The 13160-nt window shown below is 53.1% G+C and carries 17 protein-coding genes; 5 read left to right on the forward strand and 12 right to left on the reverse strand.

The features are described 5' to 3' along the window. Nucleotides 1-31: 31 nt before the first annotated feature. The 4 genes from rpoH to HKT17_RS14345 all read left to right on the forward strand — a co-directional run bounded on the left by rpoH (nucleotide 32) and on the right by HKT17_RS14345 (nucleotide 3297). Complete coding sequence (rpoH, locus tag HKT17_RS14330) at nucleotides 32-958, forward strand: RNA polymerase sigma factor RpoH (RefSeq protein ID WP_105027521.1); 927 nt, start codon at nucleotides 32-34, stop codon at nucleotides 956-958. A gap of 73 nt (nucleotides 959-1031) precedes the next feature. Beyond that, nucleotides 1032-1709 (forward strand): glutathione S-transferase, encoded by a 678-nt coding sequence (locus HKT17_RS14335; protein WP_105027522.1) that lies wholly within the window; start codon nucleotides 1032-1034, stop codon nucleotides 1707-1709. Between the two features lie 16 nt (nucleotides 1710-1725). Then, the gene (locus HKT17_RS14340) at nucleotides 1726-2451 is read left to right on the forward strand and encodes a FecR family protein (RefSeq protein ID WP_171100989.1); all 726 of its coding nucleotides are present in this window, start codon (nucleotides 1726-1728) and stop codon (nucleotides 2449-2451) included. A gap of 210 nt (nucleotides 2452-2661) precedes the next feature. Then, nucleotides 2662-3297: a hypothetical protein gene (locus tag HKT17_RS14345; RefSeq protein WP_171100991.1), complete on the forward strand. Its 636-nt coding sequence runs from the start codon at nucleotides 2662-2664 to the stop codon at nucleotides 3295-3297. Here the strand turns inward: HKT17_RS14345 and HKT17_RS14350 are convergent, their stop codons facing one another. Genes HKT17_RS14350 through HKT17_RS14370 form a run of 5 tightly spaced genes read right to left on the reverse strand, consistent with a single transcriptional unit; the run spans nucleotide 3298 to nucleotide 7302 of the window. Then, on the reverse strand, nucleotides 3298-3906 hold the full coding sequence (locus HKT17_RS14350) for an SCO family protein (protein ID WP_171100993.1): 609 nt from the start codon (nucleotides 3904-3906) through the stop codon (nucleotides 3298-3300). 5 nt (nucleotides 3907-3911) lie between these two features. Further along, nucleotides 3912-4814: a heme o synthase gene (gene cyoE, locus HKT17_RS14355; protein ID WP_105027526.1), complete on the reverse strand. Its 903-nt coding sequence runs from the start codon at nucleotides 4812-4814 to the stop codon at nucleotides 3912-3914. Nucleotides 4815-4822: 8 nt separating this feature from the next. Beyond that, the gene (locus HKT17_RS14360; RefSeq protein ID WP_171100995.1) at nucleotides 4823-5830 is read right to left on the reverse strand and encodes a COX15/CtaA family protein; all 1008 of its coding nucleotides are present in this window, start codon (nucleotides 5828-5830) and stop codon (nucleotides 4823-4825) included. Nucleotides 5831-5842: 12 nt separating this feature from the next. Further along, nucleotides 5843-6475 (reverse strand): SCO family protein, encoded by a 633-nt coding sequence (locus HKT17_RS14365; protein WP_171100997.1) that lies wholly within the window; start codon nucleotides 6473-6475, stop codon nucleotides 5843-5845. Then, nucleotides 6472-7302 (reverse strand): SURF1 family protein, encoded by an 831-nt coding sequence (locus tag HKT17_RS14370; protein ID WP_171101000.1) that lies wholly within the window; start codon nucleotides 7300-7302, stop codon nucleotides 6472-6474. The genes HKT17_RS14365 and HKT17_RS14370 overlap by 4 nt, the downstream gene beginning before the upstream one ends. A gap of 53 nt (nucleotides 7303-7355) precedes the next feature. Here HKT17_RS14370 and HKT17_RS14375 point away from each other — a divergent pair, with 53 nt between their 5' ends. Then, nucleotides 7356-7556 (forward strand): twin transmembrane helix small protein, encoded by a 201-nt coding sequence (locus HKT17_RS14375; protein ID WP_008247552.1) that lies wholly within the window; start codon nucleotides 7356-7358, stop codon nucleotides 7554-7556. Between the two features lie 95 nt (nucleotides 7557-7651). Here HKT17_RS14375 and HKT17_RS14380 read toward each other — a convergent pair whose 3' ends face one another. From HKT17_RS14380 to HKT17_RS14410, 7 genes are all read right to left on the reverse strand, one after another. After that, complete coding sequence (locus HKT17_RS14380; RefSeq protein WP_171101002.1) at nucleotides 7652-8506, reverse strand: cytochrome c oxidase subunit 3; 855 nt, start codon at nucleotides 8504-8506, stop codon at nucleotides 7652-7654. 63 nt (nucleotides 8507-8569) lie between these two features. After that, on the reverse strand, nucleotides 8570-8800 hold the full coding sequence (locus HKT17_RS14385) for a DUF2970 domain-containing protein (protein WP_105027531.1): 231 nt from the start codon (nucleotides 8798-8800) through the stop codon (nucleotides 8570-8572). Beyond that, nucleotides 8800-9366, reverse strand: coding sequence for a cytochrome c oxidase assembly protein (locus HKT17_RS14390; protein ID WP_105027532.1), 567 nt, complete (start codon nucleotides 9364-9366; stop codon nucleotides 8800-8802). The genes HKT17_RS14385 and HKT17_RS14390 overlap by 1 nt, the downstream gene beginning before the upstream one ends. 33 nt (nucleotides 9367-9399) lie before the next feature. Next, nucleotides 9400-9537, reverse strand: a complete 138-nt coding sequence (locus HKT17_RS14395) for a cytochrome oxidase small assembly protein (RefSeq protein WP_008247543.1) — start codon at nucleotides 9535-9537, stop codon at nucleotides 9400-9402. 127 nt (nucleotides 9538-9664) lie between these two features. Next, entirely contained in the window at nucleotides 9665-11269 is a 1605-nt protein-coding gene (ctaD, locus tag HKT17_RS14400) for a cytochrome c oxidase subunit I (protein ID WP_008247542.1), read from the reverse strand. A 19-nt stretch (nucleotides 11270-11288) separates the two neighbouring features. After that, nucleotides 11289-12407 carry a cytochrome c oxidase subunit II gene (gene coxB, locus HKT17_RS14405; RefSeq protein WP_240965976.1) on the reverse strand — a complete coding sequence of 373 codons (1119 nt, stop codon included), beginning with the start codon at nucleotides 12405-12407 and terminating at the stop codon, nucleotides 11289-11291. Between the two features lie 106 nt (nucleotides 12408-12513). After that, nucleotides 12514-13044, reverse strand: a complete 531-nt coding sequence (locus tag HKT17_RS14410) for a DUF2244 domain-containing protein (RefSeq protein ID WP_171101006.1) — start codon at nucleotides 13042-13044, stop codon at nucleotides 12514-12516. Between the last annotated feature and the right edge of the window lie 116 nt (nucleotides 13045-13160).

The raw sequence follows: 13160 nt of genomic DNA on the forward strand, positions 1-13160 counted from the left end.
TTGGTTCATTAATTCGGAGAACACCGCAATCATGACCACCGCATTGACCCTTGCTAACCCACGCGCCGCTGGCAGCAGCCTTGCTGTGCGCGACCCATGGGCACTGGTGGCCCGTGGCCCGCTTGGCAACCTAGATGCCTATATTTCAGCCACACACCAAATTCCCATGCTGTCGCCCGAGGAAGAAGTTGAACTTGGCGAACGCCTGCAACGCGACAACGATCTTGAAGCGGCCCGCCGCCTGGTGCTCAGCCACCTGCGACTGGTGGTTGCAGTGGCACGCCAGTATCTGGGCTATGGCTTGCCCCACGCCGACCTGATTCAGGAAGGCAATATTGGTCTGATGAAAGCCGTGAAGCGATTCGACCCCACGCGCGGCGTGCGGCTGGTCAGCTTTGCGCTGCACTGGATCAAGGCAGAAATTCATGAATACATTATCCGCAACTGGCGCATGGTGAAAATGATCACCACCAAAGCGCACCGCAAGCTGTTTTTCAACCTGAACAGCTTCAAGAAGTACGGCCAAACCCTGTCGCCTGATCAAATCAACGAGGTGGCCAGTGAGTTGAATGTACGCCCCGAAGATGTGTACGACATGGAACGCCGCATGGCGGGCCATGAATTCAGCCTGGACCCGGTGGTAGACGTGGACAGCGAAGAAAACAGTTACAACCCCGTGCGCTATTTGGCCGCCGAAGGTGCCGAGCCCACCGAGGTGCTGGAAGGTGTCAACATGGAGCGCCTGCACAGCGAAGGTCTGGACCTGGCCTTGGCCAGCCTGGACGAGCGCAGCCAGCGCATTATTTCCAGCCGCTGGTTGGCCGGTGACAACGCCAAAACCCTGCACGACCTGGCCGCAGAGCTGGGTGTGTCGGCCGAGCGGGTTCGCCAAATTGAAACCCAGGCCATGAAAAAAATGAAAACCGCTTTGCTGAAATATGAACAGGGCGAGGTTTAAAACAGGGCTGTAATCATTTTGGGTGAAAACTAACCTACACTAAGGGCTTGGCAACAAGCCCTTTTTTACGACCATGATTGAAGTACACCACCTGGAACACTCGCGCTCGCAGCGCATTATCTGGCTGCTTGAAGAACTTGGCCTGCCTTACAAGGTAACCCGCTATGCGCGCGACGCCAAAACCTACCTGGCCCCACCCGAATTGCTGAAAATTCACCCCCTGGGGAAATCGCCTGTGATTACGGATGGCGACATTACCGTGGCCGAGAGCGGTGCCATTGTGGAATACCTGATCGACAAGGCTGGCGGCAAATTTCGCCCTGCTGCAGGTACCCAGGCACACCGGGACTACACCTACTGGATGCACTTTGCCGAGGGCACAGCCATGCCCCCACTGGTCATGACCCTGGTGTTCAATAAAATTGAAAATGCCCCTGTACCCGCTTTGCTCAAGCCAATTGTGCTGCCAATTGCACGCGGCATTTCCAAGCAAGTCAAAACCAGTTTCATCAACCCCAACCTTGAAAAGCAGTTCGCTTACATTGAAAGCGTGCTGGCCAAGAATGAGTGGTTTTGCGGCAGCGAGATGACCGGCGCTGACTTCATGATGAGTTTTCCACTGGAAGCAGCCATGAGTCGCGCCGAGAGCATCAACAGCATGCCCAAAATTGCAGCTTACGTAAAACGCATCCACGCAATGCCCAGCTTCAAAAAAGCACTGGAAGTGGGCGGTCCTTACAATTACGCTTAATTTCGCTGAATAACGCATGAACGCAGTAAGCACGTCGATAGAACAACAGGCAAAAATCACCAAAATCAACGGCAGTGTGCAGTTGATTCGGGATGGTTTCTTCCTGCCCGCGCAAGCAGGCATGGTTCTATTGCCGGGCGACCGTGTTCTCAGCGATGCGGGCGGCAAGGCAGTCATTGAGTTCACTGGCGTGAAAGATGCGCTGATTATTGAGAATGGTGCAGCCGCCACCTTCAACCTGGAAGTGGTTGAAATGGACGAAGCACCGCAGTGGATCGCCACCGACCTGTATGGCCAAGGAGTGTATTTCGACGGCCAACAGGCTTCCGAGTACAACGCAGGCACTTCGGACAACCCGGACCTGTTCGGACTGTTTGGCACCACCAACGCCAATGGCGAGTCGACCGGCTACCCGGTGCTGGAAAGCCTGGTGTTTTTAGGTGCCACCGCAGCCATATACAGCGACAACGAAGACAACACAAACACCACTGAAACCACCAGCACCACCGAATCGGGCAACAACGACTCAGGCACCGGTGGCAACAACAACCCGCCACCCGCCCCTGAACCGAATCCCAACCCGGAACCTGAAGAACCTGCTGCCAGCCCCCTGGACGCCGTACTTTCCCCGGTGACCGATGCACTGGACGGTTTACTCTCCACCCTTGGTGCGCCCTCCCCTGTGGGCAGTTTGGCCGTACCTTTGCAAGCAAGCAGCAACAGCCCCGATTTGCCAAGTTAAGACCCTGCCACTTGAACACTCGAAGGGTTGGCCTGTCCTCTCGATAGGATATGACCCGTTAGTAACTTAAGAGACAATTCCTTTGCGGATCGAGCGAAGCTCTGTTCTGCACAACGGAATTAGCTTTGTGCATAGAACTATGCGTGACGAGAATACACTCATTCACTGAATAAGATGTGAATTGAGTTTGGCAGCAAAGGACCTTTTTTTATGAGCGGTAACACCAACTTCGGACTCGATTTTTCAGAGGCCAAATCAATTGTCAGCACTGGCAAACCTCTCGAATTCACCACAAACCCCAAATTCGATTTATCAACCCTTTACGCGTTCACAGCACCTGAAGGTGTACAACGCGCAAGCGGCCCCTGCGCCCTGGGTACCATTTTGCACCACCATGAAATTGGCTGGAACCACCTGCCCAAAGACCGGCACGGCCACCCCTTGAATGACCCCTACATTCACGAAATCATGCGCTGGGCCGAATGCCCAGACTTGCTTGGTGGCAGTATGGGTACCTCGCCCGCGACCATGCTGAAGGGCCTGAAAAAGGCCGGGCTTGTTGCCAACTGGTACGCAGGCAACAAGCCACAAGCCACACTGAACCTGATCCGTAGCGAACTCTTTGAAGGCAGACCCGTGATTGTACTAATCAATCACGGCCCGGAAGGCGAACCACTGTTGCTGGAATGGGAGGTGGTGTTCAACATTGAAAACGACACGGTGAGCTCGAAACAGACAAGCATGGCGCAGCGGCACAAAAAGCGCAGCATTGCAGAATTCACGGCTCAAATGGCCATGAACCTGCAACAGCTCAGTTGCAGCGTAATTACTGCGAGAAAAGACTAGTTACTTGCCGTCGAGAATTTGTTCAACATCGCTGACCACGGGTGCAGAATCTGCGTTGTGGCGAACCAGCAAACGGGCGCGACCTTGCTGGTCGAACACATAGCTTGCGGAGGTATGGTCCATCAGGTAGTTGTCGGGCCTGCTGCCTTCCACCTTGCCGGCGTACACCCGCAAGCCAGCCAACAGGGGCTTCAATTCTTCGGAAGATTCCGCGGTAAGTGCATCAAAGGTAGGGTTGAACTGGGGCACGTACTTTTTCAGCAACTCGGGCGTGTCGCGCTCTGGGTCAACAGACACAAACAGCACCTGCAAGTTGTCGCCCTTCTCGCCCAGCTTGGCTTTCACCTCGCTCCATTGCTGCATGGTAATGGGGCACACATCGGGGCAATGGGTGTAGCCAAAAAACATGGCCACTACTTTGCCTTTGTAGCTTTCCATGGTGCGCTCTGTACCCGACAAGTCTTTTAACTTGAAGTTGGCCACCAAAGAAGAACCCGTGATGTCTGTGTTGATAAAGCTGGCAGGGCCTGCACTGCAGGCGGCCAACAGAGCCACCGCGCCGAAAGCCAGCCATGTTTTTACCCAACGAAACTGTTTGAAACTGCCCATACTGCTTACACCGTTACATAGTGATCGACCAACAAGGCCGCGAACAAAAACGCCAGGTAGGCGATGGAATAGGTGAATGCCTTTTTGGCCAAGGCATCGCTGTAGTTCTTCCAGATCTTGTAGCCATACCCAATGAATATGGCGTTCAGCACCACAGCGCTGAGCAGGTAAATCAGCCCGCTCATTTTCATGGCGAAAGGGATCAGCGTGGTAGCCGCTAGCATGATGGTGTACAAAAACACATGGAACTGCGTGAATGCAGCGCCGTGGGTGACAGGCAACATGGGCAAGCCCGCGCGCGCGTATTCTTGCGTGCGGTACAGGGCCAGCGCCCAGAAGTGCGGCGGCGTCCACACAAAAATAATCAGGAACAGTACCAGCGCTTCAGCCGAAACACTGTTGGTAACCGCTGCCCAGCCCAGCACCGGTGGCATGGCACCCGAGGCACCACCAATCACAATGTTTTGTGGCGTGTTGGGCTTTAACAGCAAGGTGTAAATAATGGCGTAACCCACAAAGGTGGCCAGTGTCAGCCACATGGTCAGCGGGTTCACGAACACATAAAGAATCCACACCCCAACACCGCCCACCATGCTGGAAAATACGAGTGTTTGAAGCGAATTCAGTTCACCGCGGGGCAGTGGGCGCGCACGCGTGCGCGCCATTTTCGCGTCAATTTGCTGCTCAACCAGGCAATTGAAGGCAGCCGCAGCGCCTGCCACCAGCCAAATACCCAAAGTACCCGCAATCAACACCTGGGCATTGGGCAAACTGGGTGTTGCCAAAAACATGCCAATGACCGCACAGAATACGATCAAGGCCACCACGCGTGGCTTGGTCAATGTCCAGTACTGTTTGGCCACGTGAGAAAAACTACTCACGGCTTTTGTTTTTTCAACGGATGGCATGTGGAGCCTTATGAAATTCGATGGCGATTGCCCGCAACCCGATAGTTTACCAAGATCAGGGTGACCAACAACAGCGCTGCGCCCCCATTGTGCGCCACGGCCAACCACAAAGGCAATTGAAACACCACGTTGCCAACGCCCATGGCAATTTGCAAAGCCAGCACGGCCACCAGTTTAATGGCCAGGGGCTTGGTGCCCGGGTTGCGCCACAGGGCAAAAGCGAGGAAGCCCAAAATGCCGGTAACCACCAAAGCGCCAATGCGGTGAATGAAATGAATGGCCGTCAGCGATGCCACATTCAAAATTTCACCTTCTGGTGTTTCACCCAAATGACGAACAATGTGAAATGCATCCTTGAATTCCATGTGCGGCCAGAAGCTGCCCTGACAGGTGGGAAAGTCCGTGCACACCACCGCAGCATAGTTGGTGCTCACCCAACCACCCAGAATAATTTGCGCCGCCACGGCCACAAACCCCACACGCGCCAGCACACGCAACCCGCTGAGATCGCGGGGCGGCGCCACGGTACGGGCCGGGCTGGTTTGCCGCAGCCACAGCCAGGTCAGCATGCCCAAAATGGTCATGCCACCGATCAGGTGACCAGTCACAATGGCCGGCTTGAGCAGCATGGTAACTGTCCAGGCACCAAAAGCACCTTGTAAACACACAGCGAAAAACAGCCAGGTGGCCAAGGCGGGGGACTGTTTCAACTCGGCCCGCTTTTTCCAGGCCATCACCATAATGCCGATAATCAGGAAACCCAGGAAAGTGGCCACATACCGGTGCGCCATTTCCTTCCAGGCTTTGGGCATTGAAACCGGACCGTGTGTTCCACCTTGAATTTCAACAGCTTGTGCAATTTCTTCGGCCGCATGCGTGGGGGTCAGCTTGCCATAACAGCCCGGCCAGTCCGGGCAACCCAAACCAGCGTCTGTCAGGCGTACAAAAGCGCCCAACATAATCAAAAGGAATGTAAGTACTGTGGTGAATGCGACCAAACGCTTGTAACTGCTCATGCTGCTCTCGTTTTATCCGATGTTTGAAGCCCACAACAGGCGGCTAACGTCTTTGCGAAACTTGTCGAACTGAAGGGTATTGTTGGGCGGAAAACGCATCATCACGTGGCCCAATGGGTCGGCCACAAACACGTGGTCGCGCACAGTGCCAATGTCGGCACTGCCTTTGTTACCCACAATGCCTTGCTCCAGTGGCAACCAGCTTTTCAACTGATCTTCGCTGGCGCGCACAAAATGCACATCGGGGAATTGGCGCAACAGCAGGGTTTTAAGGGGGCCGTCATCGGTAACAAACACCACACGTTCAATACGGCCCTGCTCTTTGCCTTTTGAAGCACGGGCCTGCCGCTGGAAGTACATGGTGTTTTGGCACACTTCGTCGCAATTGCTGCTGATCACCTGAATCAGCACCCACTTGTCGGCCACCTGCTGCATGGTGAAGTCATCACCATTGATGTTTTTGAACACATCGGTCGACACATCGACCTGTGGATCAAGAATGGTGCCGTAATTGTTGGTGCCTTCGGGCTTGTCGAAAAAATACAAATAGAAAGCCGCCGCAATGGGCAAGGCACAGGTGAGGAACACCAGCAAAATGGTGATTCGGCCTTTGTTCAGCTTCGCGGGTGCGCTGGCTGCGTTCATCTTTTATTCCCTTTGTAAAACTCGCTTCGAAAAAACTCTCGGTAGACAAAAAACAGAGTCAGCAACACCAACACCGCCGACATGGTAAACCACTGAAAGGCATAACCCCGATGCTTGGCCACTTGTTCTTGCAGGGGCACTGCCAGGTGATAAAAACCACCTGCAATACTCGCCTGTGGCTGTTGCCCAGTGGTTTGCGCCACGGGCTGCTGGGTTACCACAAAATTGCTCACTGGCTCGCCAGTACGCTTTTCAAATTCATCCACACTAAAATTCGACCACACCTCAAAGCCATTGCTTTGGGCCATCACAATGTTCTCGGCATCGCCCAAGGCAATGCCGCGCAATTCAGCAGACTGGGCAAAGCGCGGCAAAATGGTGCCCTGTAAATTGAACATTTCACCGTCCCGCATGGCCCCAGCTGGCATATTGGGCGCAAGCCGTGGCTCGGCAGGGTTTCGCAGCAACAAGCCCCGATCAACTGGTATTAAAAAGTTTGCACCCTCTGGCCGAAAACCCTGCACCACTTGAACGGCCGGCCTTCCGTTTACTTGACGATTGTCTATATATATCAGGGCTTTGGCCTCGAACCTACCCCTCAATTCAATTTTCCGGTAGGACAAATTGTCCAAGTCCAGCCGGGCACTGGCTGGAGAGACAGGCTCGGCCGCCAATGCGCGCGCTTGCGCGTCAAACAGGGTTTGTTTTTCCTGCGCCCGCCCGGTTTGCCATTGCCCCAAACTGAAGGTGAGCCACACCAGTCCAGCCCCGATCAACAAGGTGAAGAGCAGCTTGACTTTGCCAGGTGTTTTCACTGCATTAACCATGACATACTTCCACTTGTGTACTGTACACGGTTAGTTTTTGAAAGGTGTTCACCATGAAGTTGATCATTGGCCTGGCGTTCCTGGGCATTCTGGCAAGTCTGGGTTCGGCTTTTTTCTTTCTCATGAAAGACAAAAGCAAGTCCAGCCGAACTGTAAATGCATTAACCATGCGCATCGGTTTGTCCATCGCGCTTTTCCTGCTGATTCTGTTTGCCTGGTACATGGGCTGGATAGAGTCAACTGGCATTCGATAAGCTCAATGTAAGCTCGATATCCAAAAAAAAGCCACCGGAGTTTTCCAGTGGCTTTTTTCATTGTGTGTTTTACAGCCTGCCGGGAAAAGCCCGTGTTACAGCCAGTAAACCACCACGTACAAGCCCAACCACACCACGTCCACGAAGTGCCAGTACCAAGCAGCAGCTTCAAATGCAAAGTGGCTGTCTGGCGTGAAGTGGCCCTTGATACAGCGAATCATGATGAAGAACAGCATGATAGCGCCAATGGTCACGTGGAAGCCGTGGAAACCGGTCAGCATGAAGAAGGTGGAGCCGAAAATGCCAGAAGTCAGTTTCAGGTTCAAATCGCGGTAAGCGTGAATGTATTCATAAGCCTGGAAGCCCATGAAGATTGCGCCCAACAACACGGTTAGCGCCAGGCCCCAAATCAACTGTGAACGCTTGTTGGCGATCAGCGCATGGTGCGCCCAAGTCAGGGTAAGGCCTGAAGTAAGCAGCAAGGCGGTGTTGATGGTTGGAATTGGCCATGGACCCATGGTTTGAAACGCATCCACAGTGCCTGCCGGACCAGTGTTGGGCCAGTTGGCGGTGAAGTCGGGCCACAGGAATGCTTTGTTGTCGATGTCGCCAAGCCACGGCATTGCAATTTGACGGGCATAAAACAAGGCACCGAAAAACGCTGCGAAGAACATTACTTCAGAGAAAATGAACCAACCCATTGACCAGCGGAAAGACACATCCACGCGGGCGCTGTACTGGCCACTTTCAGATTCGCCCACCACATGCTTGAACCAGCCTGTGAGCACATAAATTAGAATTGCCATGCTGAGTGCAAACAGGTAAGGGCCCGATGCAGCGCCGTTTACCCACTGGGACATGCCCAGTACAAAAAAGAACATGGCCACTGCGCCAAGCACAGGCCACTGGGACAAGCCGGGCACAAAGTAATATGGTGCATTCGCACGCATGGTGGTTTCTCCTATTTCTTTAATTTAGATGCTTCAATACTGCAACAGCAAATTCCGTACGGCTTAAGCGGAACTCACCACAAAATTTACCAACACCAGCAACCCGATTACAAAACCCGCGGCTGCCAGGAGGCCCACGACAATGACGTGAACCGGATTTAACTTTTGCATGTCTTCAGAGTGGTTTTTACCCTTTCGGACACCGAAAAACGACCACAAAACAGCTGACAGGGTTTGCAGAAAAGTGGCGGTGCTCGCTTTACGCGATGCGGCCTCTTTGATGTCTTTCGACATTATTCTGCTGCCATGGCTGTTGCGCCGGCCACTTCAAAAAACGTGTAACTCAATGTGATGGTATGTACGTCTTGTGGCAACTTGGGGTTGATCACAAACACCACCGGAAACTCTTTGGTTTCACCCGCTTTGAATGGTTGCTGCTTAAAGCAAAAACATTCCAGCTTGGTGAAGTGCTCAGCCGCTTTGCTGGGCAAATAACTGGGTATGGCCTGGCCTGCAGTGTCGTTCTTCAGGTTGTTGTACACCACATAATTCATGGTAACCAATTCGCCGGGGTGAACCATCATTCGATTGGTCTCGGGCTTGAACTGAAACTTGCCCCGCTCATTGGCATCAAAAATCACTTCAATGCTTCGGCTTTTGTCCACCTGGGTGTTCTTGACGATTTCTTCCGCATTCTTGGTTTGCGGTGTGAGCACGTTGATCCCGGTGATTTCGCAAATGGCCTTGTAAATAGGCACCAGCGCGTAACCGAAGGCAAACATGGCCACAACAATCACCACAAGGCGCACAACCATTTGTTTGTGCAAACCGCTTGTTTTCTGACTATTTCCGTTGGCCATGCTGCTTTACCTCTACTGCGAATTCATTAAAACCTAGTTCACCAAACTCAAGATGCTGGGTTCCATCACCTTGCGAATCAGAATGCCGATGAAAAACACGGCAGCCACCGACAGCAAAATCAAACCAGTGCGCTTGTTTTGTTTGGCTTTCTCTTTTTCCTCAGGGGTCACGCTTACTTCCTTGCTGAACCAATTCGTTGTGTAAAAAAGCCTTGTGTGCCTAACACCTGCACAAAGCCGCTTTACGCAACGGGGGGTTGGTGAATACCAAACCCCCATTGTTAAACCCGTGGGTGAATTACTTCACTGTGGGTGGATCTTCAAAAGTATGGAATGGCGCTGGTGATGGAACAGTCCACTCCAGACCTTCTGCACCTTCCCATGGCTTGGCAGGTGCTGCTTCGCCTTTCTGGAACATCCATGCGCGCAGTACACACCACAGGAAGATCAACTGGGACAAACCAAACCAGAAAGCACCGATGGTGGCAATGGCGTGGAAGTCAGTGAACTGTGTGGCGTAGTCGGCGTAGCGACGTGGCATACCGGCCAAACCCAGGAAGTGCATTGGGAAGAAAGTGACGTTGAAGCTGATCAGTGAAGACCAGAAGTGCCACTTGCCCAATGTTTCGCTGTACATGCGGCCAGACCACTTGGGCAACCAGTAGTATGTGCCTGCAAACAAGGCAAACAGTGAACCCGCCACCAGCACGTAGTGGAAGTGAGCCACCACGTAATAAGTGTCTTGCAGCTGAATGTCAACAGGAGCAACAGCCAGGATAAGACCGGTGAAACCGCCCATGGTGAACACGAAAATGAAACCCACTGCAAACAGCATGGGGGTTTCGAATGTCATGGAGCCTTTCCACATGGTGGCCAGCCAGTTAAACACTTTCACACCAGTGGGCACCGCGATCAGCATGGTTGCATACATGAAGAACAACTGGCCGGTTACAGGCATGCCGGTTGTGAACATGTGGTGCGCCCAAACAATGAAGGACAGAATCGCGATGGACGCTGTGGCGTACACCATGGAGCTGTAACCGAACAGTGTTTTGCGTGCAAAGGTGGGCACAATGTGGCTGATGATGCCGAAGGCCGGCAAGATCATGATGTACACCTCGGGGTGACCGAAGAACCAGAAAATGTGCTGGTACATCACGGGGTCGCCGCCGCCGGCCGCATTGAAGAAGGATGTGCCGAAATGGCGGTCAGTCAACACCATGGTGATGGCACCGGCCAACACAGGCATCACTGCGATCAACAGGTAGGCAGTGATCAACCAGGTCCAGGCGAACATCGGCATTTTCATCAAGGTCATGCCGGGAGCGCGCATGTTCAGGATGGTGGTAATGATGTTGATGGAACCCATGATCGATGAGGCACCCAGAATGTGCATCGCGAAAATGGCTGCATCCATGCCGGGGCCCATTTGCACAGACAGCGGTGCATACAGAGTCCAGCCAGCAGCAGTTGCGCCGCCGGGCATGAAGAACGATGCAGTCAGGATGATCGCTGCAGGAACCATCAACCAGAAGCTGAAGTTGTTCATGCGGGCAAAAGCCATGTCAGAACAGCCGATTTGCAGCGGAATCATCCAGTTCGCGAAGCCCACGAATGCAGGCATTACCGCACCAAACACCATGATCAAACCGTGCATGGTGGTGAGCTGGTTAAAAAACTCGGGCTGAACCAGTTGCAGGCCAGGTGCAAACAGTTCTGCACGCAGCATTAGCGCCAACACACCGCCTTCCAGCAGCATGATGAACGAGAAAATCAGGTACATGGTACCGATGTCTTTGTGGTTGGTTGCGTACAACCAACGGCGCCAACCATGCGGATGGTCGTGCGCGTGGTCATGGTCGTGACCATGGCCGTGGGTTAAATCTGCCGCGGTAGTGCTCATGTAAATCTCCTAAGCAATATTAACGTGCAGCCGTAACAGCACTTGGCTGAACAACCGGGTCGGTGCCTGTGCCAGCGTTGGCCCAAGCGTTTCGTGTGTAAGTGATCACTGAAGCAATTTCAACATCGCTCAACTGTTTCCAGGCTGGCATGCCAGCACCCTTGCCATTGAGCAAAATTGCAATTTGATCAGCCTGTGGACCCACCACCGAAGGTGCAGCCACCAGTGAGGGGAATGCGCCCGGGATGCCTTCACCAGAAGCCTGGTGACAAGCCGCACAGTTGGCGTTGTACACCTGCTCGCCACGGGCAACCATGTCTTCCTTGGTCCATTCTTTGGTGGGGTCGTCTTGCTTGGCTTTCATTTCGTCAAGCTTGGCCTGAACCCACTTGGAGTAATTTTCTTCGGACATCACTTCAACCACGATGGGCATGTAAGCATGGTCTTTGCCGCACAACTCAGCACACTGGCCACGGTAAATGCCTTCTTTCTCGGCTTTGAACCAGGTGTCGCGCACGAAACCGGGAATCGCGTCCTGCTTCACGCCGAAGGCGGGAATCATCCAGGCGTGGATTACGTCGTTGGCAGTGGTTACCACGCGAACTTTCTTGTTCACGGGCACCACAACGTGGTTGTCCACTTCCATCAGGTAGTTTTCACCGCGTGCCACAGCCTGACCTTGGTGGTCGTCAATTTGGTCGCGTGGTGTAGTGAGCGTGGACAGGAAAGCAATGCCTTCACCTTCACCGGCCAAGTATTCATAGCCCCACTTCCATTGATAACCAGTGGCTTTGATGGTGAGGTCGGCGTTGGAGGTGTCTTTCATCGCAACCACTGTTTTGGTTGCGGGCAAGGCCATGCCGATCACGATCAGGAACGGAACAATGGTCCATGCGATTTCAACTTTCACACTTTCATGGAAAGAGGCTGACTTGGCACCCTTTGACTTGCGGTGTGCGTAGATTGAGTAAAACATCACGCCAAACACGGCAACGAAAATGACCAGACAGATCACCAACATCAACGTGTGCAAATCATAGATTTGACGCGCGATTTCGGTAACCGGTTCAGCGAGGTTGTACTGCAAAGGTTGCCCAGAAACATTCTCGGCAAACGCTGCACCTCCGAAGGATGTCATCGCAATTGCAGCGGCCGAAGCAACAGCTTTGCGAATACCCAAGGACGACTTCAACATGGCGATCCTCAATCTCAAAAAAAATATCAAACTGGTGGAAGCCGCATGCCTATACCGCACATGCTGCCCTTGCCAGTGCTGCCTTTAATTCCCGGTGCAGCGCTGACTTGTCTTTTTCGGCAATAAATTTGCCCATTTTTACTTGTTGGCCCCTGTGACTGAACAACAAAGGCGCTTTGTACTTTCCGTTGTAACTTAATTTGGCCCATTGGGGTGACCATTCAAGCTGGGTTAGTTTGGTGCCGTCTGCCATAACCAGAATAAGCTGGTTGGGCTGCAGTTCGATCATTTCGTAATCGGCCGCATGCCTCGCGTAAATTACAAACGCCGTTCCCACCAACAACAACTCGATTCCAGCGAACGGCAACACAATCCAGAAACCTGCCAGCAAAAAACCGGTTGCAATCACCAGGGTGATTGCACACAAGCTTAAATACCACTGCAAAAGCTGCTTTGGACTAAGCGAACAATTGCGCCGGAACACCCACCTATTGCCCTGCGGCGTGTAATGTTGCCCGCCGCCGCTGGTGCAAGGTGTGCCACTTGGTGCAGTAGCTGAACTTGAATTTTCTGGAATCATGCCCATTTACCTCTTAGAGAGCAGTCATTCAGACCCAATGCACACCCAAAAGAGTGCATCAAAACCTTCGAATTATAGGCTCAAGGCTCTAAAGCAAGCAATAAGACAGGTGCAAT

Origin of the sequence: Limnobacter sp. SAORIC-580 (assembly GCF_013004065.1) — a bacterium.
Taxonomy (GTDB): Bacteria; Pseudomonadota; Gammaproteobacteria; order Burkholderiales; family Burkholderiaceae_B; genus Limnobacter; species Limnobacter profundi.